The sequence below is a fragment of the Streptomyces sp. NBC_01439 genome (genome assembly GCF_036227605.1).
Classification (GTDB): Bacteria; Actinomycetota; Actinomycetes; order Streptomycetales; family Streptomycetaceae; genus Streptomyces.
This window is the reverse complement of sequence record NZ_CP109487.1, coordinates 2,830,753-2,855,746: the sequence shown is the minus strand read 5'-3', so window position 1 is coordinate 2,855,746 and position 24,994 is coordinate 2,830,753. Positions and strand designations below refer to the sequence as shown.

The window sequence follows — 24,994 nt, the reverse complement described above, 5'->3', positions numbered from 1 at the left end:
CTGCCTGACGATGGTTCGTGATCAAAGACGTGCCGCGGTCCCGGCGAGCTGCCCGGCGATGCGCTCCAGCTCCGACAGCAGCCCTTCGGCCGGGCACGAGAGGTCGAGGCTGTGCTGGTACAGACGGATCCCCGCTCCGTGTACCTCGCGGACGCGTAGGGGAACGCGGCCCGCGGCGTACACCAGGTGGGCCTCATTCAGCCCGAGGACGGTGGCGTAGGCGAGCGCCTGGTACAGGTCGTCGTTGAGGTGGCCGTCGGGCTTCACCACTTTGTACTTCGCATCGACGACGGCGACCGGAGTGCGGCCGTCGCCGGTGCGCACGACCAGGTCCGGCCGCATGCGGACGCTCTCGGCGGTGTCCAGGTGGTGGGGGTCCTGCAGGCGCGCGGTCAGGCCGTGCTCCCGCAGGGCCTCGCGCAGTCCGACCGTGACGAAGTCCTCGAACAGCCGGTTCATGTCGATCAGGAAGCCGTCCATGGCGAGTGGAGCAGCTCCGGCCGGCCGGTGTTCGGGGGACGCGCCGCGCAGGACGGCCTCGGCCAGTCGCAAGGCCGGCTGGTAACGGGAGTTGAGACGCGTCGCCTGCCATCGGGGCAGTTCCCGGCCCCGCACCAGGGGAAGGGCATCCGCGAGGCGGACGCGATGGCGGGCCAGTCGGCGTCGGACGGGCCCGCTCACCCCTGGCAGGTGGAGCAGCCGCTCGACGGCGGCGCGCAGGATGCGGTTCTCGGAGGTGTCGGCCGTGTAGTCGTCATGGCTGATCTCGACGGGCGGTGTCCGGCCGAAGTGCCGTCGGACCTGGTCGGCCTCCCGTATCCGTCCACGGACGAAGAGAGCGGACTCCTCCACCGTCCGGTAACCCTGAAGAACGCCTTGGCGCAGGGCCGCGTCGATCTGCCGTTCCACGGCGTGCGCGAGCGAGGGAACGACGTCGTCGTGCCCTCCCATGTCGATCGTGCCCTCCCGGCTGTCTCGCCAGGCCCGTGCCGGGTCGAGACTGAAGCCGAGCAGGAAGAACAGCCGGCTCACGGACGTCTTGGGCGCGATCCGTACGACAGGACCGCCGGGGATCCGCACCGCGCCGACGCTGCTCCCCGCCCGCAGGAGCCAGTGCCCCTCCCGGCCGGGATCGGGGGTGGCGCTCCGCAGGATGCCCGCCGCGGCGAGGGCCCGTCCTGCGTCGGTGCCGAGGGGGACGGAGACGGCAGGACCGTGCTCGCGCAGTGACACGTCCTGCGAGCTCACACGAGCTTCTTCCGCAGGGCGTCGAGGCCGTAGCGGGCGGCGACGTCGAGACCCTCGCCGTAGTGGTGCTCTTCCAAGAGGGGCAGGATCTTGGTACGCCACGTCCGGTCGAGGCCGCCGTCGCGGTACGCCCCTGGCTTCATCAGGTACGACGGACCGACGGCGAAGTCGGGGTCGTCGATGAGGGCGTTGAGGGCATCGAGGAGCCGGGCGGGTTCCTCGTCCTTCTTCTCGCGCTCCAGCCAGCGTGCGAGAAGACCGGCGGTCGGCTCGGTACGGGGTGACAGCTCCACGAAGGCGAACCGGCGGCGCATGGCCGAGTCCACCAGCGCGATGGACCGGTCGGCGGTGTTCATGGTGCCGATCACGAAGAGGTTGGGCGGCAGCCCGAAGTCGTCCCCCGAGTAGGTGAGCCGGACGGACCGCTTGCGGTATTCCAGCAGGAAGTACAGCTCGCCGAAGACCTTGGCCAGGTTGGCGCGGTTCATCTCGTCGATGATCAGGAAATGGGGGACGTGCCGGTTGCCCTCGCGGGAGGCGAGGTCCGCCAGCTCGCGTAGCGGTCCGGCGGTCAGCCGGAAGGCCACCTCCCGGGTCTCGGGGTCCTCCACGGGCCGGAAACCCTCGAAGAAGTCCTCGTAGGCGTAGGACGGGTGGAACTGGACGATCTTGACCTGCTCGGGGCCCCCGCCGAAGTGCTCCGCCAGCTTCATGGCCAGATAGGTCTTGCCCGTGCCCGGCGGGCCGTAGAGCACCAGTTGACGGTCGTCGACGAGGAGCTCGCGCACCTCGTCCAGCCAATTCCGCTCATGGACGAGGAGTTCGGCCAGCAGGTCGTCCGTGACCTCCGGCAGGACCAGCTCCCGTTGAGCCGCGCCCTCGGCGGAAGGCGGCAGGGCGGCGGTGCCGCCCTCGTCCGTGTCGACGGACCCGGACAGAGTGTCCAGTGCTTCGAGGACAACGGTGAGGTCGACGACGTCGTGCTGCGCCGACAGCTTCTGCTGCACCTCCTCGGGGAGCTCCTCGTACGGGTGGCTGCCGGGCAGCCAGGAGACTGCCCGCCGCAGATTCGACAGCCCGCCCGGGGAGGCGGTCTGCACGGCGTCGCCAGTGATCCGGCCGACGTGCAGGCGCCCGTCACTTATGGTCGTCACCGTGTCGCCCACCCGCATCTGGGTGAGGAATGCGTGGAGTTCGTCGACGAGGCCGCGCTTCTGGTTGTAGGAGGCCGCCCCTTCGTAGCCGTCCTCGACGTAACGGCGCAACGTGCTCTTGGTCGGATCGTCCTCCTCGACGGGCGGCAGATGGGCCCCGGAAAGCGAGACGAGCCGCCCTTCCAGCCACAGTTGCCGCACCAGGTTGTGCCCCGACACGTTGGAACCGCGCACCAGCCATGCCTTGCGCGGCGCCCGCCAGCTGGTGGAGAGGTAGTCGCCGAGCGGATGGCCCTCGGCGGTCCGCCAGGACTCGGGACCGGAGGCGTCGTACCCGTAGACCAGTCCCGCCGCCGCGGACGAGGAGTTGCACGTGATGTCCCGGGTCGCCACCCACCGTGCGGGTGCCTCCGGCAGGTCGGGGCTGACCGGGGCGTCGGCGAACGCGCCGTTCGCCCGGAGTGCCGCACGCGAGCGGCGCCGGTGTTCGCCCAGGCCGGGCCAGGCGTCGGCAGCCGCCACCGACCCCGCCAGCAGGAGGAACTTGTGGGTGCCGTTGCCGCCGAACTCGGTGAGGAGCCGGCCCCGTGCCACGCCGCTGCCCTTGGGGAGCGTGATGCGGAACTCCGGAGCGCCGGGGAGGAATTCGGGCTGGGGCATGGATGACCTTCCGGGGCGGACCTGCGGGAACTACCGCAGAGCCTACTTGTTGACACTGTCAAAGGATCATGATGTCCGGGAAATCGCTCACCGTCGGGAGGGCAGGACGCTCGACGGGAGCGAGACCGTGCTGCTGTCGGCGAACAGGTGGCGGCCGTTTTCGTAGAGCTGCCCGAGGCGGACGAGCTGAAGGTCCCGGGTGTCCTGATCGTCCTCCTTCGCGCCGAGCAGGGCGTCGCGGGCGGCCAGGACCTCACCGCGCAGGGTCGCGGGGTAGGCGTTCTGCTCGGCGAACTGGATGGCGTAGAGCGCGGCACGCACCACCGGGTCGATTCCGGCCATGAGGCTGTCCACCCGGTCCGCGGCTGTCCGCATCCCCCCGGTGTTCATGGCCTCGCGCGCGTCCTTGACGTCCTCGGCCGCTTTCGTCATGTCCCGCACGGATTGCGACGGCAGGAGGCCGTTCCCGCGCCGGGCGGCCATGCGCGCTCCGGCCTGGGCGCTCCGGGCCCGCAGGCACAGCTCCAGGGTGTCGTGGGCGGAATCCAGCAGCCCGTCCAGGGATCGGCTCATGGGTTCTCCCCGCCCGAGGGCCTCCAGATCTGCCGCGATCTCGGTGAGCGCGTCCTTCTCGGCGTGGGTGAGTTCCTGCCTCCATTCGTCCAGGAACTCGGAGTAGCGCTGCAGCAGGCCGACGCCCTTCCGGCGCACGGCTTCGGAGATCAAGTTGCGTCGGAGCCGGGCAAGGGACCAGTCCTCGGAGCCGATGCGATAGCGCAGGTCGATGGTCCGGTCGGCGTCGAGCCGTACCTCAAGGGTGAGCGGCACATCGCCCCGCAGCCCCTCGGGACTCGGGTCGACGAAGCCTCCGCAGAACTCGTTGCGCTGGGCCGAGCGCAGGTGCGGCCCCTCCCAGACGTTGAACCGTACGGACGTGCCGTCGACTCCGCGGATTCCCAGAGTGTCCACCTGGTGCCATTGCGTCGGGTACAGGGTGCCGGCAGGGATGAGGACCTCCACGGTGTGGTCCTCCAGTTCGATGCCGATGTGCTGGGCCGTGATCTGCTGGGGGAGGGCGGTGCCGAAGTCGCCGTCGCAGAACGAGCAGGCGCTGAGTCCGGGGGCGTTGACCAGATTGCACGAAGGGCACTTCAGGCCGCCCGTGTCCATCGGCGCGTCACAGTCGAGGCAGACGGAGGCACCGGCGGGGTTGTCGTCGCGGCCGCAGTCCGGGCATTCGGCGAGGGCGACGACCGGGGTGGCCGCGCGCAGGCCGGACAGGTCCGTGGCGCACACGGGGCAGGCGGCGGTGAGTTCGGGGGCGGGGACGTGACAGCCCGGGCAGTCGACCGTGGGGGCGCCGAGGAGCGGGGTGGCGCAGTCCGGGCAGGCCTCGGAGTCGACGGGGATGCTGTCGTTGGCGCAGGTTCCGGACGGACAGCCGAGGGTGTCGAGGAGACCGGCCTCCACGGCAGCGCCGTGCGCTACAGCTGTCATGGGATCCACGGCGTCCGACACCGTGTCCTCGCCGAAGAGGTCCTGGAGGCCGCGCCGGACGGCCGGAACGAGGGTGGAACCGCCGACCAGTAGAACCCGCTGGACGTCCTCCGGCGTCGCGCTGTACCCCGTCAGTACCGTCTCGACCGTCTCGCGCATCCGGTGCAGGTGCCCGGCCAGAAGTTCCTCGAAGTCGGCGCGCCGCACCGCTCCGGACCAGGCTCCGCCCTGACGTCCGAGCGGAGCGAGAACGACGTCGACGGCTTCCTTCCCGGAGAGTTCGATCTTCGCCCGCTCGGCGGCGGCCCGGATGCGGGAGTCGTCGCCGTCCCCGTCGAGGGCGCGGCCGACGAGCTGCTCGCGTACGTGGCCGTCGAGCAGCGCGTCGAAGTCGGCTCCGCCGAGGAGGTTGTCCCCGCCGAGTCCGGCCACCGAGAAGTGCCCGGGCCCGATCGTGAGGAGCGATACGTCGAAGGTGCCGCCGCCCAGGTCGAAGACGAGCACGGTCGCGTAGTCCTTGAGCCCGTCCTCGCCGGGCCGGACCCCGAAGGCGTGCGCGGCCGCGGTCGGCTCCTGCACGATCCGCGCCACGTGGAAGCCGGCGAGCCGCCCGGCTTCGCGCACCGCGTCGAACTGAGGCTCGGCGAAGTACGCGGGCACGGTGATCACCGCACGCCGGAACGGCACGCCCGCCGCGTCCTCGGCGTCCTTCCTGAGCCTGCGCAGCAGAATGGCGGAGACCTGCACGGGCGAGAGGTAGTGCGCGCCGAGCCGGATCTCCACCGAGCCGTCGGCGCTCTCCCGTACGGGCGGGGCGTCGTCGGGCCGCGCCTCGAGGGCCTGCTGCACGAGCTCGTCGGCCCAGCGCCGCCCGATCAGCCGCTTGACCTCCGTGATCACGGAGAGGGGGTCGCCGAGCCGCCAGTTGAGGGCTTCCTGGCCGACGAGCAGGGCGCCGCCGGAGTCGAGCCCGACGGCCGAAGGGGTGGCCTGGGCGCCGTCCCGGTTGGGCAGGACGACGGGGACGCCGTCGCGCATCCATGCCGTGACGGAGTTGGTGGTACCGAGGTCGATGCCGAGGGTCCGGTGCATGCGGGGCGCTTCCTGATCGTCGTGGTACGGCAGGACGGGGGGTGTAGGGGCGGTGCGTGGTCAGGCGCGGCGAGAACGGCGTCCCCGCCCGGCCGATGCCTTGCGGGGAAGCCGCCGTTGGGAGCGGGTCGTACGCCGGGGCTGGCTCCTTGTGCTGCTCGCCGGAGGCAGCTCGGACTCGGGTACGGGCTCCGGTGCGGGATCGGCCACGGGCTCCGGTGCCGGACCCGGCACCGCGACGACCACCTCCGCGGGCCGCAGCGTGACGGAGCCCCGCCGGAAGCCGGTGACCTTCTCCCGCAGCACGGTGCCGTCCGGGCGGGTCGGATGCGGCTCGGTTCCCACGACGCGCATCTCCGCCGGGTCCGCTGCCCTGCCCAGGACCTCGATCGGGCTGACGTCGTACCGGGCGAACTCGCTGCGCAGCATCACATGGGCCGAGTCGATCTGCTCGCCCAGCACGGCGGCGGCCGACGCCGCCTCCCGGGCGGAGCGAGCCTCGTGCAGGGCTCCGACGCGGCGGCGAGTATCGGCGAGCAGGTCGTCGAGCCGCAGCAGCGATTCCAGCAGGGTGTCCAGACGGGCTTCGGCCTTGTCCCGCTTGCCGGACAGGGCGGCGACCCTGCGTCGCAGTTTGTCGAGCTCGGACGGCGAGGCGTCGGCGTCGGCGTCGACGGGGACCGGACCGGTCATGGGCGTTCCTCGGTGTGCTGGCGGGGCAGTGGCGGAGTGAGCATCTCGGCGACGAGCGCGGCTGCCGGGGTGTGGGAGTTCTGGTTGGCCCGCTCGACGAGCGCGTGCCTGGCCGGGTCCTTCCGGACGGTGGCACTCAGCTCCCGCGCCGCTTGCTTCCGGAGAAACAGGGGCCGGGCGCCGAGCGGGGTGCCGGGAATGAGCTCGTGGAGCGTGGGACCGAACCAGGGGAGCGCGGGCGGTTCGGTGTCGGCGGGCTTCGGGGAGGGTGCTCCGGTGGTCAAAAGAGAGTGTCCTGTCCGGTGTCGGCGTCGCGGCGTGGTGGTCTGACGGAGGCTGGACCGAAGAGATGCCCCTGGGCCGGCAGCCCGGCGCCGACCCGCTCCGCGCACGTGCGGTCCCGAAGCGCCCCACCGGGGTCTCCGGCCGTCTCCCGGGCCCGGGCACGGTTGCGGTAGGCGGCTTCCACGATCTGGTCGAACCGAGCGCTGGCCCCCGTCCGCATCAGGTCCCGGAGGAACAGCTCGATGACGTCCGAGGGGGAGGCGGCATCCTCCAGGTGCTCGGCGAGGTGCAGGAGCGCCTCGTTCAGGTCCTCCCTGACGTGGCTCAGGGTGCGGCTCGGGACGGATGCGGCCGTGTGCAGAAGCCGTACGCGGCGCTCCAGGCCGGCGCGGGCGTCTTCGATGCGGGTGTTCCGGGCCGCGGTGACCAGGATGCCCACGAGCCGGTCGTCGACGAGCCCCTCGCTGGGAGACCCCTCCGGGCCGTCGTACCGGAACATCTCCCGGACGGCGCCGCGTGCCTCATCCGTACGCCCGTGTGCTGCCGCGGTGACGGCCCGCTCGGCGTGGTGGTTCTCCAGCCACAGCCGGGCCGGCATGCATTCCGGGTCGCGGGCGAGGAGGCCCCGCACCTCGTCGACCAGGAGCGCGTCCCCCGCGTGCGCACCCTTGATCGCCTTCTCCAAGTCAGCGGTCAGGTGACTGTCGAGGCCTGCCCGGGCCTCCGGGTGCGTGGGCGTCACGGCCAGGGCGCGCGCGAAACGGCTCCGACTTTCCCGGGGGTCGGAACGCTCGACTCTCTTGCCCTCCGCTACCAGTTCGGCGGTGAGTTCGTCGGCCAGGGAGGTGTCCTGGGGCAGGAGGGAGTGGGCCCGTTCCAGTCCGGCGATCCGTACGCGGGGCGAGTAGTCGCGCCCGGTGCGGCTCCGGCCCACGTTCTTTCCCGCTTGGAGGACGGCCGCCCGTTCGTCGTTCCTGAGGGTGTGCCCGAGCCATACCGCCGCATCGAGGTCGGCGAGGGCCTCGCTCCACTTGTCGGCCCGCGCCAGGTCCCGGCCCCGGCCCGCGAGAGCGCGGGCCAGGGGTACGGCGCATGCGTCATGACCGGGCAGGTCAGCCGGCATGGAGTCGGGGTGCCGGGCCTCGTAGGCGGTGAGGAGCTCGGCGCCGCGGCCGTTGCGGACGAGGTACCCAGCGGCCTCTCCGAGAGTGGTCAGGGCATCCGGTCCGGCGTCTGTGGGAAGGCCGGCGAAGAAGACCGCGCCGCCCTCGCACTCGGCCTCCCAAGCCGTGCTCCAGGCGGAAAGGACGTCCCGCCCGGCCCGCACGTCCAAGGCGCGCAGCAGTTCGCCGACACGCCCACGCAGCTGAGCGAGGGCCTGCTCCCAGACCGCATCGGGCACGGGTTCACCCCGCCGCTCGGTGAGCAGAGCGCGGAAGTCGTCCGGGTCCTCCTCGTCCAGGAGGTACGCCCACAGCACGATCACGACCGCCGCGGTGCGAGCATCGGTGTGCCGCCCCTCCTGAGCCAGCTCGCGGAGAGCCATTACGGCGAGGGCGTGGACGATTCCTGTGTCCGCCTCGACAAGGTCGAAGTCGGGGCACTGGCGCAGTACGTCCGGCCAGTTCCCGACCCGCGCGGCCAGTGCAGCGAGGAGCGTGTCGTGGCGAACGGCGGCGGGCCCGATGTCAGGTACGCCGAACTCGTGTCGCAGTCGCTGCAGAATCGGTTGCACGATGTTGAACTCGGCTTGCAGGAAAGCCTGTACGGCGGCGTCCAACAGGGACTCGGCAGTGACGACCCGGCCAGGTCCACCGGTCTCGTCCGCCTGCATGCGCTGCCGCCCCCTGGATCCCCCACGTAACAAGAACCACCGTAGGGAGGTGTGTTGGCGACGTCAACGCACTTCCCTGCACATCGGGCGATCTTGGCGTGATTCCACCTGTGAGGGTGACTGGCATCGTCGGCGAGCGCGGCGAGCAGCGCGAGACCGTACCCGCCGGTGTGCAGCGCGAGGGGTGGGGTGTCCTCGTCGTGAGGGCGGGGGAGTCGGGGAAGCCGCTCCCCGCGTGCGTCGGTCACGTCCACGCGGAGCACTTCGGCCGTCGGGTGGAACTGGAGCGCGAGCCGGAAGTCGCGGCCGGGCACGCGGCCGTGGACGACGGCGTTGGCGGCCAGCTCCGCGACGACCAGTTCGGCACGCTCCGTGAGGTCCTGCGGTGCATCCCAGGGCCGCAGCGACGAGACGGTGAGCAGTCGGGCGAGCCGGGCGCCTCGACGAGTGGACGACAGGAGCTGGGTGAAGCCGTGCGCAGATAGGCCGAGTTGGGGGTGGAGTTATCCATGGCGCCAGAGTGGCGGCCCGTAGCTGCCGGGGGCGAGCCGTCACGCTGAGTCGTGAAGTCGGGCAGCGCGGAGAAAGGGGCGGCGGATGGACAACGCAGAAGAGGAGATGGTGGCGGGCGCCGGCGGAACCCGGACGGTACCGGCAGGGGACTGGGAGCGGGAACCCCACCCGTCGGACAGCTTGCGCACGTTCGGCGCGGTTCGTCCAGGCCCTCGGCGAGCATGCGGGCCTGAGTCGGGCGGAGCTCGCCGCCCTCGTCCGGTACTCCAAACACACCGTCGAGTCCATCGAACTGGGCCGCCGCATGCCGGACGAGGCGTTCATCGAGCGTGCGGAGGAGGCACTCGGCAACACCGGCGCGCTGCGGCGGGCCGCCCGCCACCTCAGCCGCGGTGAGGTCGGCCTCGCCGCCTGGTTCCGGCGGTGGGCCCGGCTGGAACGGGAGGCGGTGAGCTTGTGCACGTACGAGTGCCGGCTGGTTCCGGGGTTGTTGCAGTCGGAGGCGTATGCGGGGGCGGTGTTCGAGGGCACGATCCCGCTGTGGACCGACGACGAGCTGGAGGACCAGCTCACGGCCCGGATGGAGCGGCAGTGGATGATGCGGGAGCGGCCCACGGTGCCGTTCGGCTTCATTGTGGAGGAGCACGTGTTCCGGTGTCGGTTCGGTGACGCGGAAACAATGTGGGGCTTGGTCGACCACGTGCTGGAACGGACCGCTCCGCGCAATGTGACGCTTCAGGTGGTGCCGTTGGGGGCGGGGTTGCACGCGTGCCTGGACGGACCGGTGCCGGTCCTGGAGACCCGTGAGGGGCGGCGACTCGGCTACTCCGAGGGACAGGAGAACGGGCGGCTCATCTCGGACCGAAACAAGTGAGTGTGCTCTGCCATCGCTGTGAAACACTGCGCTCGCAGGTCCTGAGCTGCGTGGAGATCGCGATCGCCGAAGACGCTGTTCACGTACGGGACTCCAAGGATCTGGCTCGCCCGCCCTTCGCCGTGACGCGCGAGGAGTGGGCGCCCTTCGTGAGGTTCGTGGCGGATAGCTGAACGAACGGCGTGCCGTCTGCGACGGCGGCACACCGTCTCGCGTTCAGGGGGAGTGTGGTCTCTACGCGAAGTCGGTCTCGAGGTCGTCGTCCGGATCGGCCGCCAGTGCGGCCGGCAGCGGCAGTCCGTACTTTTCGCACAGGAAGCGGGTCTGGCAGTACCGCTGGGCCTCGGAGGCCACGCGGCCGAGGACTGCGGAGTTCAGGCCGGCGCTGATGAGGATGCCGACGAACGGCACGACCTTGGCCACGGTTTTGACCGACACCTTGGAGCCCGCCGGGCTCAGGTGCTGCATCAACTTTTCAAGAGCGGCCACCAGTTTGTGGTCGTGACGGAGCTTGTCCGAAAACCTCACGCGCCCCTTGAGGGCCTGCGCCGCCTGCGCGGTCTTGTGCAGCGGCTCGGCCTTGGCCACCTGCGCTTTGAAGGACTGGTGCACCAGGCGCTGGATGAAGAGCTGCTCATCGGGGTCCTTGGCGTCGTAGCCGTAGGAGTACGCGATTCGCGCGGCTATCGACGCGCTCAGGACCTGGATGACGAGGATGTCCGCCGTCATCGCGGCGGGGATACCGGCGACGGGGACCATGGCCAGGGCGCCCATGGCGCCCCCCTCGAACGCGCCGGCGGTCCGCCACTTCATGGTGTTGGCGCCCAGCAGCCGGTCGCAGACCTTGAGGTCCTGCTCCCGCAGATCGGCGTAGCTGTCGATCTCGAGCCCTTGCTTTCGGGCGATCTTCTCGACGCTCTTCGGGTCGTTGAGCTCCAACGCCCAGTCGTTGACCAGGTCGAGCAGCGCCGTCGCGCCCGCGACCGCCGGTCGCAGGGCCGCATCGGCGATCGCGTCACCCGCGCGACGTATGGGCTCCTTGACCGCTTCCGGCACGGCCTCCTTGACCCGACGCCCTGCGTTTCCCGCGACCTCCCCGGTGCGGTCGAGGGCGTTGGTCGCCCATTTCGGCAGACCACGGCGGTTGTTGCGGCGCTCCCAGTGTTCGTTGAGGGCCTTCCAGACCTGCTCCTCGTACGTGCTCATCGAGGGTGGGGCCGTGTGAATGCTCAATGAGGTTCTCCATTTCGAGGGTGACGGCGGGGTGCGCGGGGGCCGATATTCGAGGTCGAGCGGGCGGCGCTCCCTGGGGTGAGCGCAGACGCGGTCACCCCAGGTGCGGATCAGGCGTGGCGGGGGCCCTGGCCGGGGGGCGGGGTGAGCGTGGACCGGTAGTCGGGCAGGCCGTCTGTGGCCATCCGGTCGTACTCGGCGAGGATCAGATTCTTGGTGCGGTACTCGCCGTGCGCCTTCATGTCGTTGTCGCGGGTGACGTTGAAGGTGTCCAGGATGTAGGCGGTGTCGTCGCGAGTGATGCCGTAGAGGTGGAAGAACAGGGCGTCCAGCTCGGCGCGGATCACGGCGCGGCGGTCCGGATCCCAGCGGAAGGGTGCGCTGGTGTCGCCGAGATCGCGGGCGAACCCCACCATGTCGTCGCTGGTGTAGGCCAGTTCAAGTACGCGTGGGTTGATGAATTCCGTGTGCGGTGCGAGCTGGTCGGGAGTGGGGACCGGCATCTGCTGGACGTAGCCGTAGGTGAGGTGCGTGCCACCGACCTTCTGACGGACAGCGTAGTCACAGGCCAGGGACGACCAGACGGTTGCGAGGAGCGGAGCCTGTCGCGGCCGGGCAGGGAGCGCCAAGAAGAAGGAGTTTCCGAAGCCATGGGCAGGGGCTAGGGATGCGATCATAGTGCGCTCGTTGCCCTTGTTCGTGATGTCGCGCCAGCCCAGGACCCAGTCGCGAGTCCAGCCCTTCTCGGCCAATCGGCCGCGTACGCCCAGGGCCGTGATCTCCGTGTCGTTCTTTGCGAACTTTCCCGTGGGAATTTCGCCTTCCGCTACCCAGTAGCGGGCCGTGGGGACGGCGGCGGCATTCTGGTGCTGTTCCTGGGTAAAACGGGGGAGGGTGCCGACGGCGAGTTGGTTCTCGGTTGCGCCCTCGTAGGTGGAGAAGCGATGGTCATAGTGGTGCAGCATCTTTGCTTCGTACAGGGGGAGCATGCGCTCCTCACCTCGCACCAGAACGTTGCCGTCAAGGCGCCAGCCGTCCTTGAGGAGGTCGTCGAAGGTCTCGCCGTTCTGGACATCGGGGCAGAAGAGGTGGGAGTCGTGCGACAGGTCGAACATGCGCATGAACGAGACGCCCCATGGGTTGCCGTCGGTCGTCTTCGTCTCGTCGACGAGGATGGGGACACGGCGGTAGATTCTGAGGGTGATTTCCGCGTCGCGCCGGTTGCGGAAGACGGGGCAGGTACCGGTGTTCGGGTTGAGGAGCTGGATGTCGCGTCCCGTCAGGAGGTATGAACGCTCCTGGATCTGCGTGGTCTGACGAACTCCGAAAGCGATCGATACTGGTGCCTCGGGGGATCCGGAGCCCGCCATGCAGAACAGGGCAAAGTTCACGCGGTGGTCAACCCCAGGGAAGATTTTCTCCTCGTTCTCGAAGCCGTAGAGGGCTGCCAGGTGGCCCTTGGTGATGAGGTCCTTGAAGAAGTACTGAGTTCGACTGTCTGTTGCGACACCAGTTGGAACGATCACGCCCGTGCGGCCACGAGCTGATGTCAGCACGCGGTCGTTCTCGGCGAACAGGGCATAGACATTGAGATTTCCCTGGCCGGTCAAGAGATAGCGGCCGGAGATGCGAAGGAAGTGACTCTCGCCGTACACCTGTCGCTTGGCGGCTTGATAGTCGTTGTAGAGCTGAACTGTGTCCGGGTCTTCGCTGAGAGCTTGGATCTTCCTTTTCCTGGCCGCCGTGTTGTTGGTCGCCGCGATGTCCGGTGCGCGTACGGCGAAGAATTCGGTCTCGGGGAAGTTCACGCTGTCCCACGGCGGGTTCCCCACCACCGCGCTGAACCCGCCGGCCCAGCCCGTACCCGGTTGGACACCGGCGCCCGACTCCGGGACGGAGAAGACTTCCGGGAACTCCAGATGCCAGTGGAAGAAGCTGTACTGATCCCGCAGCCGCAGGACCTCGGCGTGGGTGCCGTCCGACACCGCGGTCTGATCCCGCCCCCGCAGTGCCCGAAACACCTGGTCCGTCGGAGCCTCCGGCGCCCCCTCGTGCTTGGGCCACACGAACGCCGCGCACCACGCATCGGCAGCGTGCAGATCGTGCACGTACGCAGCCGACTCCGTGTACGCACGGTAGGCGGACTCCTGGGCGTGTACCTCCTCCAGCGACTCGGCAGGGGCGGCGGTGATGCGGGCCAGCTCAACGGCATACCGCTCGTTGCCCGGCAAGGGTTCTGTGTCGAAGAGGAGCTCGTCCTGGCCGCCCCGCTGGGCCTTGTTCCGCTTGACGAGGGCAGACGCGTACTTGCGGTCGTCGCCCTCAAGCGGCTTGAAGGCGTCGTCGGGGATGCCTTCTCCGAGCAGCTTCGGGGTCGCACCGATCAGGCCGTTGCCGTGCTTGACGTGGGCGTCGAGGAAACCGAGCGCCTTGCCCGGCTCCATCCCCTCCAGCCACAGTGAAACCTTCGCCAGCTCCACGGCCATCGGGTTGAGGTCGACGCCGTAGATGCAGCGGGCGACGACCTCGCGGAGCGCATGCCGTACGGCGTCGTCCGTCGGCTCCGGGTTGCGTTCGCGCACCGAAGCCACCCGCTTGGCGATGCGTCGGGCCGACGCCACCAGGAAGTGGCCGGAGCCGCATGCCGGGTCGCAGACCGTCAGGGACAGCAGCTCGGCCACGATGTCGTCGGCCGGGTCGGGGTGGCCGGCGGTGGTGGCGCGCTGTTCGCCCCGCTTGACCGCGTCGTCTATCACCGGGTCGAGGGTGGTGTCGAGCAGGCACTCGATGAGGGAGGACGGGGTGTAGTAACTGCCCGTCGTCTTGCGGGTGTTGCCAGCCACCTCCACCAGCTCGAAGCTTCGGTCCGTCGCCGAATGCTTCGGCTCCAGCTCCAGCAGGGACTCGTAGACCGAGCCCAGTTCCTCGGCGTCCAGGTGCCGGTAGTCCACGGGCCGCCAGCGCCGCGCGCCCTGGTCGCGGACCTGGGCGAGGTGGCGGATCGCGGAGAGCAGCGACTCGTTGGACAGCTTCAGGCCGCCCAGCGGAGCATCCGTCTCGGTGTCGGAGAACAGGCCGCCGAGGCCCGGCAGCGCCAGCTCGGGGCGGCCGCCCTCCGTGCCGAGGGCTTCGAGGACGATGCGCAGGGCCTCGTACTGGTCGCCGTGGGCCGTGCCCTGGCGGCGGCGGGCGCGCTCGCGCAGGCGGGCGGAGGAGAAGTACCGCTCGTAGGCGTCCCGCGCCCCCTCACCGGCCTCCGGGTCGAGCAGCGCGCCGCGGTCCTCGGCGACGAAGACGAACAGCAGCCGGTAGACGAGCCGCAGCAGGGCGTCCCGCAGCGCCCTCGGGTCGGTGTTCTCCCGCAGTGCGGCGTTGTCCGGGTGGCGCAGGAAGCCGGTGCCGAGGACGGTCAGGGCGTTCTGTACGCCCAGGCGCAGCTGGTCCAGGGCGCGGGTGCCGGAGGTGACGGCCTCGGCGCGCCACTTCTCCAGCCAGCACCCGGCCGCCGACGTCCCCTCGGGCACGGTGAACCGGGAGGCGTGCAGCAGGCTGTACAGGAGGACGAACTCGCTGAACAGCTCGCCGTCGAAGAGGGCTTCGAGGTCGACGTCGACGTAGGCCGCCGTGGAGAAGGACGAGGAGTCGCGCAGCAGGCGGAGCCGGCGGCCGTTGGTGACGACCGCCCACAGGTGGGCTTCGGTGCGGTTGAGGCAGTCCTGGACCATCGACTGGGCGGGGACCTGGCCGGGGGCCGGGCGTTTGTCGAGGTCCTGGTTCCACGGGACCTGGTGGATGAGGGCCGGGCCGTGCCGGTGGGAGACCGGGAAGCGCTTGTCCGGGTCGGAGTCGGCCGCGATGCCCTCCGCGCCGACCTCCGTCAGCGCGCCGAAGTCCAGCTTGCGGAAGAGCTGGGCGAGCCAGTCGGTGCCGGCGCGGCCCGTCGGGTCGGCGGCGGGCGCGCCGGTCTCCGGGTGCGGGGGCAGGGCGGCGCGCAGGTCGCGCCAGAGCGGCTTGAGGTACTCCCAGGCTCGCTCGGCCTCGAGCCGTACGGGTACCGAGGCGGGCAGGCCGTAGTCGGCGGACTTGGTGCCCGGGAGGTTCCGTGCCTCGGCGATGCGCAGCAGCATGTCGGAGGGGAGCAGGCCGCCGACCGGGGCGACGGCGGTGAAGGCCAGGGCGGTGCGTGTGGCGGCGGACATCAGGCTTCGGCTCCGGACACGGTAGGGGCTGACGCGACGGGGGGCAGGTAGACGTACACACCGAGGACGTCGGCGGGCTCCTGCGGGACGACCTTGAGGCCGCGGACGATCTCCTCGTTGGCCTTGCGCACCCGGCGGTGCGAGGCGTCGAGCTCGCCGGCCAGGCTTGTTCCGTAGGCGGTGAGATGCGCGGTCAGGTCCGGCAGGCCGTCCAGGGCCTTGGTGATGGCGTTGCGGGCGGCCAGCTCGTGGGTGTTGCCGCTCGCACGGGCCGCGAGGAGAGCGGTTGCGGCGTCGTCGTCCAGCCAGCGGGCGCGCGCCGGCATCCCCTCGTACGCGAGGAGCCGCGCGTCCTCGGCGACCAGCTGCTGATCGCCCTTGCGGGACGGCAGCGTCAGGTGGAACCGGTAGCGGACCAGGAGGAGCGTGGTGCGGGCGGTCACGGCGTCCGTGGTGACCACGCCGCAGCGGCGCGCGGGGCGGGGGCCGGGGGTCTTCGCGTCCAGCGCCGAGTCCAGGACGTACGAGGCGATGGCGCCGATCGCCGGGTCGGTGCGGACCAGTGCCGCCTCGCCGCGGGCGATCGCCGGCGTGGTGCGGAACGGGATCTCGCGGTCCTCCTCGACGATCCGCCCGCCGAGCGTGGCGGCGAGCGCGTCCCGCAGACCGGCCGGGGTGCCGCCGGGCTGGGCGGTGAAGTCACCGGAGCCGTCGCGCCCAGAGGACGTCGCAGTGCGGACCAGGGCATTCAGGTCCCGCAACGCCTCCAGGGCGAAGCCGCGGACCTCGTCGGCGCCGCCGAGCGCGGCCCGTACGGCGGCGACCTCGCGCGCCACCTCTTCCGGGTGGATCGTGCGCTGGGCGTACTTGGACTGGGACGTCTTCTCCCGCTCTGCGGCGGAGTTCCACTCGCGCTCGATCCGGTCGAACGACTCCTGGTGGCCGTCCAGTTCGAACAGGCTCTCCTGGCTGCCCTGCCGTCCGTGCAGCAGCAGCCACTCCACGACGGCGTCGGTGACACCGGAGGCGGTCTCGTCCGGGACGGAGACGGAGATGCCGAGGTCCTTCAGGATCTGCCGGTGCTTCTCGAACAGCACCTTCAGGACCTTGCCGTCGATGCCGTTGTCCTCGCCGAACATGGTGATGACCCGGACCTGGTCGCGCTTTTGCCCGTACCGGTCGACACGGCCCTCGCGCTGGTCGTGACGGGTCGGGTTCCAGGCCAGGTCGTAGTGGACGACGGCGTCGAAGTGGTGCTGGAGGTTGACGCCCTCGGACAGGCAGTCGGTGGCGATCAGCACCCGGCGGACGGCCGGGTCGGCGGCGTCCTCGGCCGAGCCGGTGGCGAGCTGTTCGATGCGCTCCAGACGCTGCTGCGGGGAGAGCGTGCCGGTCACCGCGGCGATCCGGGCCTTCTTGCCGAGCTTTCCCTCCAGCTGGGAGGCGAGGTACTCGGCGGTGGGGATGTAGCGGCAGAAGACGATCGGGTGGTAGCCGTCGGCGATCAGGCCCTTCAGGTGCCGGATGAGGGATTTCAGCTTCGCGTCCTCGGCCGGACCGACGAGCTGCGCGGCCCGCTCGGACAGTTCGAGCAGTCGCGCTCCCGCCTCTTCCGACTCGGCGGCGCCCGGGGCGACGTCCATGCCCTCGAGGCGGTCGTTCTCGGCGGAATCGGAGGCCACCGGGGCGCCCAGTAGATCCGCCTCCTGGGCGGTGCGGGCGGCCGCCGACTCCGAGCGGGTCTTCAGGGTCTGGGCGGCGGCCGCCGGTGAGGACACCATCGAGCGCAGCAGGGCGATCACCGACCACCAGGCGATCCGGGACTCCCGCTTGCCCTGCTCCCCGGCCGCTGTGACGCGATCGCGCGCGTAGGCGATGGCGTCGTCCAGCAGCGCCCGGTAGGCGGGCGTCAGCTTGTACGGCTCGTCCTTCGTCCAGCGGTCCGACGGGAACGCGGTCCGCTCGGCCAGGGAGTCGTCGGCGAGACCGTCCTCCTTGGTGAGGTAGTTGCGGACGTCGGCGCGCTTGCGGGCCACGAAGTGCTTGGCCAGTTCGGCCCGCCCCTTGGGGGACTCCAGGTCCAGCGTGGCGAGTTCGGGCCGCACGAGGCCGATCAGGTTGCGGAACGCGGCCTCCTTGCCGGAGTGCGGGGTCGCGGTCAGCAGCAGCAGGTGCCGGTCGGGGGAGGCGGAGACGCGGCGCAGCAGCTCGTAGCGGAGCTGGTTCGCCGAGGAGGAAGTACCGCCCTGGGCGTTGTCGTCGGCGGCCACGCAGGAGTGGGCCTCGTCGACGATGACCAGGTCGGGGCAGTGCTTGACGAAGTCCTCGCGGTGCCGGGTCGACTTGATGAAGTCCGTGGAGATGATCGTGTAGGGGTGCTTGTCGAACAGGGACTGGCCCAGCTCCAGACCGCGCTCCAGGCGCGACACTGTGGAGGCCAGTATCAATTCGGCGTCGATGCCGAACTTCTCCCGCAGCTCGGACTGCCACTGCTCGGCGAGGGCCGGGGCGCACAGCACCGCGAGGCGGCTCGCCTCGCCCTGAGCGAGCAGCTCCTTGGCGATCAGGCCGGCTTCGACCGTCTTGCCGATGCCGACGTCGTCTGAGATCAGCAGCCGCACCGTGCGCTGCCGCAGGGCCATGAGCAGCGGCACGAGCTGGTACGCCCTGGGTTCCACGGCGATCGACGCCAGCGAGCGGAACGGGCCCGCGCCCGAACGGAACCCGATGCGCAGCGCCGTACGCAGCAGGCCGGCGGCTCGCTGGTCGCCCAGATCGGCCGGGTTCGGAGCCGCGAACTCGGCCGGCTCCACCTTTTCGAACGGGAACACGGCCGCGATGTCGTCATCGCTCCCGCCCAGGGGGCGCAGCACCAGCATGGCGTCGGTGCTCTCCGGCAGCACCACCCATTCCCGGCCACGGGCGGTGACCAGGGAGCCGGCCGAGTACGTGAGGCTCATGAGTTGTCTCAGTTCCTAGAGGTCGAGAAAGGAAGGTCTGGGGAGGGTAGGTCAACGGAGGTGGAAATAGTCGGCGTTGTGCCCGGTGATGGCGTCCCAGTCCGCGTCCGTGGGGAACCGCAGGACGTCCCAGCCGGCGTCCTCCAGGCGGTAGCCGGCCTCGATGTCGCGCATCGAGTCGGCCGTACGGCCGGGTCCGTCGACGAACACGGCGAGGGTGGCGCCGTCCAGCCGGAAGACGAGGTCCGGGCGGGCCCCCGCCTCCGGGACGAAGACCTCGACCTCGTCGGGCAGCCGGTAGCCCTTGGCCCGAAGCCAGCCGAGCAGGTCGCCGCCGGCGACCAGTGCCCCCAGATCGGCCTCCAGCGGCGTCGGCGTCGGCGCCGTGGACGGCTGCGCGTCGCGTGAGACGTCGGCCACCGGCGCGAGCCTGCGGAATTGCTCGCTGCGCGACTCGCCCCGGTCCTCCCGCTCGGTGTGGGCACTGGCCAGCCGCATGAGCAGCGGTTTGGCGCTGTGCCGGCTCAGCCGACGGTGGTGGGTCTGGTTCGCGTAGCTGAGCAGACAGACGTAGCAGCCGCGGGCGCACTGCTCGTCGGTCGAATGCCCGTCTTCGTCCTCGGCCTCGTCCTTGCCGGTCACCGGGTCGAAGTGGCAGATCTCCAGGGCGGTCCGGGCCGCCCTCGCGAGGGCGCCCTTGTCGTGCTGGATGCGCCGCAGCACACCGGCGCCGCCCTCGGTCGCCTCCATGAAGAGGATGCGCCGCCGCGGACCGTCGTCCGGAGGCAGCAGCTCGGCGGTGAGCTCGGAGTCCTCCAGCTCGAACGCCGCCTCGATGCCCCGTTCCAACGCGTACATGACCGACAGGGCCACCGGCTCGGGCTGCGGCTCGTCGAGGGTGACCACGAGGATGTTGCGACGGTCCTCCACGTAGGGCAGGACACGCCGCTTGCGGCGCTTCTCGTTCCCGTCCTCGTCGACCACCGGCATACCGGTCCCCTCGATGGCGTCCGCGGCGGCCCGGTCGTTGAGCCAGCGGCCGTCGCCCAGATCGAGCCAGTAGCCGTCCGGCTCGCCTTCCTTGTCGCGGACCCGGCCGAGATTGGTGATGCGGACGGTCGCCGAATCGCCGTAGTCCAGGTCGAGGACGGGTGCTCCTTCCACGTCGGTGACATGTGAGGTGAGACGTCCCTTGCGGGCGCCGTGCTCCTGGAAGGCGTACGAGGTCTCCAGCCGGAAACCGGCCCGGCGGCGCTCCTCCTCGTCCGAGGAGATCCGCTCGCGCGGCGTGGTGTACACGGTGTGCAGGTGCAGCAGTCCGGTCCGCTTGCTCCTCAGCGGCTCGGCGCACATGTCGCAGACGTCGGCGCCGACCTTGACCGCGTAGTGGTAGCCGCAGCCGTCGCAGCGTCGCGCCTCCGCCGTCGCCAGATCGCCCGAGGCGTCCGGCGGCAACTGAACGCGGGTGACCTGGTAGCGGGCACCCTCGTGGTAGATGAGCGCCCCGGGGCCGAACTCGCGGATCGCGAGGAAACGGGGACGCTGCAGATAGTCGCCGTCGGCGTTGCGGCGGTTGCCGGAGCGCGGAATGTACGCGGCCAGCGGCAGCCGCGGGAAGCTGTAGCCGGGCAGGAACCCCTCGGACGCCAGGTACCGGTACGGGTTGAAGTCGCTCATCACCGACTTGTTGTCGGACGAGCGGTTCAGCAGCAGGTTCGTCTGCGTCTCGGCCTCGCGGCGGCGGGTACGCGCCCGGCTCTGCTCGCCCTGCGACAGGGTGTGGTCGACGACGCGCCTGTTCTGCTCGTACTGGTCGATGACAGCCGCCCGGAACAGCTCGCGCCAGCGGTTGAAGGCTTCGTCGAACCGCTGCGGGGCGCGCTCGATCCGGTCCTCGATCCACTCGTCGTACCACCACGTGGTGGCGGCGAGATCATTGATCAGCGGGTTGAGGACGGTACGGGCTGCTGTTGCGGCGCGGCGGCGAGCCCCCTCGTCCAGCGACAGGTCGCAGATTCCGTCGACGAGCGGCAGCGCCATCTGCGGATCGGGCCGGTCGCCGGCATCGGGGTCATAGGCGACATCGACGACGTCCGGGATCGCGGTCCCCAGCTTCATGCCGGTCTCGGCCAGCCAGATGCCCTGCAGATGGGAGCGGACCAGGTCCTCATTGGCCAGCTCGAGACGCGGCGGCGTCACCTGCCCGGCCACCATCTTCTCGGAACGGCGGAAGTAGTACTGGTCGTGGCTGTTGCCGGTGGCGCAGTACGTGGCCACCAGCGCGGGCTGACCGGAACGGCCCGCCCGGCCCGAACGCTGCGCGTAATTCGCGGGCGTGGGCGGTACGTTGCGCATCAGGACGGCGTTGAGCGAGGAGATGTCCACGCCCAGCTCCATCGTTGGCGAGCAGTACAGCAGCGGGAGCTCGGCGCTGCGGAACTGCCGCTCGCGCTCCAGCCGGTCCTCCGGTGTGACCTGCGCGGTGTGCTCCCGGGCGAACAGCCCTGCCAGCTCGGCCGCCGCCGTCTGGTAGAGGTCGCGGAAGAAGGGGTTGACGCGGGGTCCCTCGCCCTGGCTGTAGGTACGGGCCAGCGGGTCGACCGCGCCGCGCTCGCCGTTCCCCGCACGCCAGACGAGGGCCGCGGCCGACACCCGGTATCCGGTCCGCTTCTGTGCGGCCGCGCGGCGGAATGCCGGTCCGGAGCGCTCGGGCGTCGCGTCCACCTCACGGACCAGTTCCGCCGCGAGCAGCACCTTCAACAGGTCCTCGATGATGCCCTGGACGTCCTCGGGAGGGAGTTCGCGCAGCTCGGGCATGTTCCGGCGGAGGTACTTGCCGAACTTGCCCCGGGCGGAGAGGAAGAGAGCGGTGCGCTCCATGCCCGGGCGCGAACCGTACGGGTAGGCGGTGCCGACCGCGGGCCGGTCGCCCTCGCTGAGCACCCACGGACCGGTCAGGCGCTCCTCGCTCGCCCGTTGCAGGGCGTCGAAGTCGTCGCGGAAGTACTGGACGTCGATGGCGAGAGCCCGGCGCATGTGGTCGAGCAGCGTCCGGGCGACCTCCTCCCGCAGGGCGGGGTCGGCGTTGCGGAGTTCCGCGTGCGCGGACTCCCAGCGGTCCGGCTGCGCGGCGATCCAGGCCAGGTCCTCGTAGTCGATCCTCAGCAGCCCGGTCTGTTCGAGGTTCGGCATCGTGATGCGCCAGCCGCGCTCCAGGTCCCGGTAGAGCCGGTACCCGACGACGTCCCGGAAGGCCTTCGCCGCCCGGCGCTCCATCGACGGGGCCAGGGACGCCCCTCCGGTGTACTCGCGCGTCGACAACCCCATCACGGCGGTTACCGCCTCGGCGAGGTCGTCGTGGTGCAGCCCTTCCTCACCTGCCCGCAGGGCGGCCTCGTAGAGGGCTCCGCGCAACTGGGTCACCTGCGCGAAGTCGTTGAAGTGTCCGGCCTGGAGCGAGGCGTCCTGGCGGTTGTCGACGAAGGTGAGGAGCTTGCGCGCCTCCTTGCCCAGACTGTCCTCGGGTACGGCCCGAAGGGACTTGACGATCGACGCCGAGATCAGGGAGGTGGCCGAGGAGCGGCCCTCCTGGTCCAGCGTGGCCAGCTTGGCGAAATCCCGGCCGCGCGTCTGCTCGTAGGAAACCTGGCAGTGCACGCAGAACAGGAACGGCGCCGGGACGAACGCGGCCGTCAGACCATCTCCCGACTCGTTCCCGAAAGGATCCACGATGACGCGCTTGGGAACCCGAGGGCGGTACGACTTCTTGACGACGGTCGCACCCTGCGCGTCGGGCTCCAGCCACGACTCCGGCAACCGCCGGTCGTCCACGGCCGTCTGAGGATCCGCCGGCCATTCGTAGTCCTCGCCGGGGATGCCGAGGTACAGATATCCCTCGCCGTCACGGCCGCCCGAGGCGGACGTGTCCCGGCGCGGCTCGTACCGGAACGAACCCTGGTCCTCGGTGCGCCAGACGGTCAGGTACTCCTGGCCGCACTCCCGGCAGAACGCCAGCGGGAAGAGCGGCATGCCGCCGCTGTTCGGTTGCTCCAGCTGGTACGTACGGGTGAGCGGCCTGCTGAGCGGATCCTGCAGCGTCGTGTAGACGGTGTCGCCCTTGGAGAGGAACTGGTGCAACCGGAAGGCGAACAGGGGGCGTTCCGTCACCGGGTGCTTCGCCCGCGAGCCTGCCTCCAGCGTGGTGCGGATCGCCTCGCAGACCTTCTCCTCGGATACCCCGGACTCGTCGGCCAGATCGACGGCCGCGGCCTCGACGGTCCCGGGGGCACAACGGCGCAGCCGCCCGGTTTCCTTCTCGCGCTCCAGACCGAACCGCGACTCCAGCCAGCGGGCCAGCGAGTCCTTCGTCAGAGCCTCGTACGAGAGAGGGGCTGCCGGTACCCGCAGGCGTTCGGCGGGCACGATCGCCGGAGCTTCCTCGGTCGCCCGGACGAGGGTCTCTCCGATGACGCGCTTCGGCAGCAGGGTCGTCCCGAACAGCCGTCCGGCGACCTTGGCCACCTCGCGCTGCTGGTCCTCCCAGGAGCCCTCGGTGGACATGGTCGCGGAGGTGCCGATGCACTGCAGGGTGGCGGAGGCACGGCATGCCTCGCGGACCCTGCGGATCAGGAACGCCACGTCGGCGCCCTGCCGTCCCCGGTAGGTGTGGAGCTCGTCGAAGACGAGGAACTGCAGCCCGTCCGCCATGCGGATGAGACTCGACCGGTCGTCCGGCCGGGTCAGCATCAGCTCCAGCATCACGTAGTTCGTCAGCAGGATGTCCGGAGGGTTCTTGCGCAGCTCCCGGCGCTGTTCGTCGGACTCCTGCCCGGTGTAGCGGGCGAAGGTGACCGGCTCGTGGCCCGCGCCGAAGCCGTGGCGCAGGTACTTCTCTAGCTCCATGAGCTGCGAGTTGGCCAGGGCGTTCATCGGGTACACGACGATCGCGCGGACCCGGTTCCCCGCTTGGGGGCCCGCCGTCTCGCGCTCCTTGAGGACGCGGTCCACGATCGGGACGATGTACGACAGGGACTTGCCGGAACCGGTACCCGTGGTCAGCACGTAGGAGTCGCCGGCCTGGGCGGCCTCGATCGCCTGCCGCTGGTGCAGGTGGAAGGTGAGCGGCCGGCCGTCCGGACGCCGCGCGCCCTCCTTCTTTCCCGCCTGGAAGATCTCGGCGCACCGGGGGTGCAGCACGCCGTCCCGGACGAGATCCGTGACCTGCCCGCCGTCCGCGAAGAACGGATTCAAGGACAACCACGGGTCCGGCCACTGGGACTTCTTTGCCAGGTCGTCCTTGACGAAGCCCTCGATACGGGGGTCCCGGATCACCGTCGCGCTCTTGGTGAAGCTTTCGTACTCGTTGATCAGCTCCGAGTGGATGCCGAAGACGTCCATCGTCTCGGGCAGCCGCGGCTGCCTGCGCGGTACGGGCACGGGCGCTGCCGGGGCACGTTCGGGAAGCAGGGAGCGCAGCCGCTTCACCGGATCCATCACCTGCCAGTGCGGAGCCAGCAGGGCGGCCGTGTCGTCCGGCGCGAACGCCAGCGGGACCAGCACGTCACGGAGCAGGGCGGCGTTCTCGGGCCGCAGCTCGGAGTCCTTCTCCAGCAGCCGGTCCACCAGGCGGACCAGCTCTGCGGGGAGGTCCGGACGTACCAGGGTCAGGATCGGCGGTCGGTCGTGCTGGTGCTGCTCGGAGAGTTCGTACGGGGTTCGCGCCGAGAAGGGCGGCTGCCCGATGAGGAGTTCGTACAGGATGCAGCCGAGCGCGTAGAGGTCGGCGAGGCCGGAGACGCGTTCGGCCCGGAACTGCTCCGGCGCCATGTAGCGGGCCGTGCCCACGCTGACGCCCGTACTCGTCAGCCGCGTCTGGTCGGGGTCGTCGACGATCGAGCCCATGCCGAAGTCGAGGATCTTGACGGTGCCGTCGCCGGTCAGCATCACATTGGCCGGCTTCAGATCGCGGTGGACGACTCCGGCGGTGTGAGCGGCGGTGAGACCGGCGGCGATCTGCGCCCCGATGGCGCAGACCCAGGAGACCGGGAGCTGGGGTTCCTCGTCGATGAGATCGGCGAGCGGGTGACCGTCCAGCAGTTCCATGGCCAGGTAGGGCAGACCACTGCCGCCCGGCGTCTCGTCGACGCCACCGTCGATGAGACGGGTGAGGTTCGGGTGGCCGTGGGAGAGCATGCGCATGATCCGCACTTCGCGGCGGAAGCGGTCGATCTCCGTGTTGGACCCCGAGGTGTCGACTGCGATCCCGGTCCGCCCACGCAGCACTGTCTTGATCGCGACCTCCCTGTGCGGGGAGTCGGGGGCAGCATGAAGATCTTCGGCTCGGTGTACCTCGCCCATGTTCCCGCGCCCGACGAATTCCGTGATCCGGAACCGCGTGTCCACCGTCTCCAGGGTCACTGCCCCTCCCCGTGTTTCACCCGTCACGCGCCAGATGGATACATTCCGGATGGAGTGTATACCAATGACTATTGCTGAGGGTTACACAGATCCGTTGACATGGTCAACAGGTGTGGCGCGCGCGTAGGGCGGCTCAGGTGGGCAAGATGGTCGCGGTTCTGTGCGCGAGTGGGTGTGCACGGTCAGACGACGACTGGGTGCGCGGCCGGCCAAGGGTATCGACGACGTCCGACGTGCGGCCCGGTCGGGGGCCGGGAGGTCACCGACTGCATCGCGAATCAGCCAAGTGCTTTCGTCCCTGTCGTCCGCTCCGTCCGCTGCGGGACAATGGCCGC

Annotated in this window: 11 protein-coding genes and 2 pseudogenes; 2 read left to right on the top strand and 11 right to left on the bottom strand. The window is 70.3% G+C overall.

Annotation, left to right across the window (positions count from 1 at the left end; all coding sequences use genetic code 11):
• Nucleotides 1–21: 21 nt before the first annotated feature.
• The 7 genes and pseudogenes from OG207_RS12240 to OG207_RS12210 all read right to left on the bottom strand — a co-directional run.
• Nucleotides 22–1,248, bottom strand: a complete 1,227-nt coding sequence (locus tag OG207_RS12240; protein WP_329098544.1) for an McrC family protein — start codon at nt 1,246–1,248, stop codon at nt 22–24.
• Nucleotides 1,245–3,062 (bottom strand): AAA family ATPase, encoded by a 1,818-nt coding sequence (locus OG207_RS12235; protein WP_329098542.1) that lies wholly within the window; start codon nt 3,060–3,062, stop codon nt 1,245–1,247. The genes OG207_RS12240 and OG207_RS12235 overlap by 4 nt, the downstream gene beginning before the upstream one ends.
• Before the next feature lie 87 nt (nt 3,063–3,149).
• Nucleotides 3,150–5,651 carry an Hsp70 family protein gene (locus OG207_RS12230; RefSeq protein ID WP_329098540.1) on the bottom strand — a complete coding sequence of 834 codons (2,502 nt, stop codon included), beginning with the start codon at nt 5,649–5,651 and terminating at the stop codon, nt 3,150–3,152.
• A gap of 60 nt (nt 5,652–5,711) precedes the next feature.
• A complete protein-coding gene (locus OG207_RS12225; RefSeq protein ID WP_329098539.1) occupies nt 5,712–6,344 on the bottom strand; it encodes a nucleotide exchange factor GrpE in 633 nt (210 codons plus the stop codon).
• The gene (locus tag OG207_RS12220) at nt 6,341–6,628 is read right to left on the bottom strand and encodes a hypothetical protein (protein ID WP_329098537.1); all 288 of its coding nucleotides are present in this window, start codon (nt 6,626–6,628) and stop codon (nt 6,341–6,343) included. Before OG207_RS12220 ends, OG207_RS12225 begins: the two co-directional genes overlap by 4 nt.
• Complete coding sequence (locus OG207_RS12215) at nt 6,625–8,463, bottom strand: hypothetical protein (RefSeq protein ID WP_329098534.1); 1,839 nt, start codon at nt 8,461–8,463, stop codon at nt 6,625–6,627. The genes OG207_RS12220 and OG207_RS12215 overlap by 4 nt, the downstream gene beginning before the upstream one ends.
• A gap of 179 nt (nt 8,464–8,642) precedes the next feature.
• Nucleotides 8,643–8,867, bottom strand: a pseudogene (locus OG207_RS12210) (ATP-binding protein); the annotation flags it as partial.
• Between the two features lie 193 nt (nt 8,868–9,060).
• On the opposite strand from OG207_RS12210, the pseudogene OG207_RS12205 reads away from it, so the two are divergent.
• Nucleotides 9,061–9,897: pseudogene (locus OG207_RS12205) on the top strand (helix-turn-helix domain-containing protein); the annotation flags it as partial.
• A gap of 3 nt (nt 9,898–9,900) precedes the next feature.
• Nucleotides 9,901–10,023, top strand: a complete 123-nt coding sequence (locus tag OG207_RS12200; protein WP_443072860.1) for a DUF397 domain-containing protein — start codon at nt 9,901–9,903, stop codon at nt 10,021–10,023.
• 61 nt (nt 10,024–10,084) lie between these two features.
• Here OG207_RS12200 and OG207_RS12195 read toward each other — a convergent pair whose 3' ends face one another.
• The 4 genes from OG207_RS12195 to OG207_RS12180 all read right to left on the bottom strand — a co-directional run bounded on the left by OG207_RS12195 (nt 10,085) and on the right by OG207_RS12180 (nt 24,659).
• Complete coding sequence (locus tag OG207_RS12195) at nt 10,085–11,083, bottom strand: EcsC family protein (protein WP_329098532.1); 999 nt, start codon at nt 11,081–11,083, stop codon at nt 10,085–10,087.
• Nucleotides 11,084–11,193: 110 nt separating this feature from the next.
• Nucleotides 11,194–15,282, bottom strand: a complete 4,089-nt coding sequence (locus tag OG207_RS12190; RefSeq protein WP_329098531.1) for an Eco57I restriction-modification methylase domain-containing protein — start codon at nt 15,280–15,282, stop codon at nt 11,194–11,196.
• Complete coding sequence (locus OG207_RS12185) at nt 15,282–18,242, bottom strand: DEAD/DEAH box helicase (protein WP_329098529.1); 2,961 nt, start codon at nt 18,240–18,242, stop codon at nt 15,282–15,284. Before OG207_RS12185 ends, OG207_RS12190 begins: the two co-directional genes overlap by 1 nt.
• 51 nt (nt 18,243–18,293) lie before the next feature.
• Entirely contained in the window at nt 18,294–24,659 is a 6,366-nt protein-coding gene (locus OG207_RS12180) for a protein kinase domain-containing protein (protein WP_329098528.1), read from the bottom strand.
• Between the last annotated feature and the right edge of the window lie 335 nt (nt 24,660–24,994).

Excerpts from the sequence above, each read along its gene's own strand:
- OG207_RS12190 (WP_329098531.1), bottom strand. The coding sequence starts at position 15,282 with ATGTCCGCCGCCACACGCACCGCCCTGGCCTTCACCGCCGTCGCCCCG.
- OG207_RS12185 (WP_329098529.1), bottom strand. The coding sequence starts at position 18,242 with ATGAGCCTCACGTACTCGGCCGGCTCCCTGGTCACCGCCCGTGGCCGG.
- OG207_RS12235 (WP_329098542.1), bottom strand. The coding sequence starts at position 3,062 with ATGCCCCAGCCCGAATTCCTCCCCGGCGCTCCGGAGTTCCGCATCACG.
- OG207_RS12225 (WP_329098539.1), bottom strand. The coding sequence starts at position 6,344 with ATGACCGGTCCGGTCCCCGTCGACGCCGACGCCGACGCCTCGCCGTCC.
- OG207_RS12230 (WP_329098540.1), bottom strand. The coding sequence starts at position 5,651 with ATGCACCGGACCCTCGGCATCGACCTCGGTACCACCAACTCCGTCACG.
- OG207_RS12215 (WP_329098534.1), bottom strand. The coding sequence starts at position 8,463 with ATGCAGGCGGACGAGACCGGTGGACCTGGCCGGGTCGTCACTGCCGAG.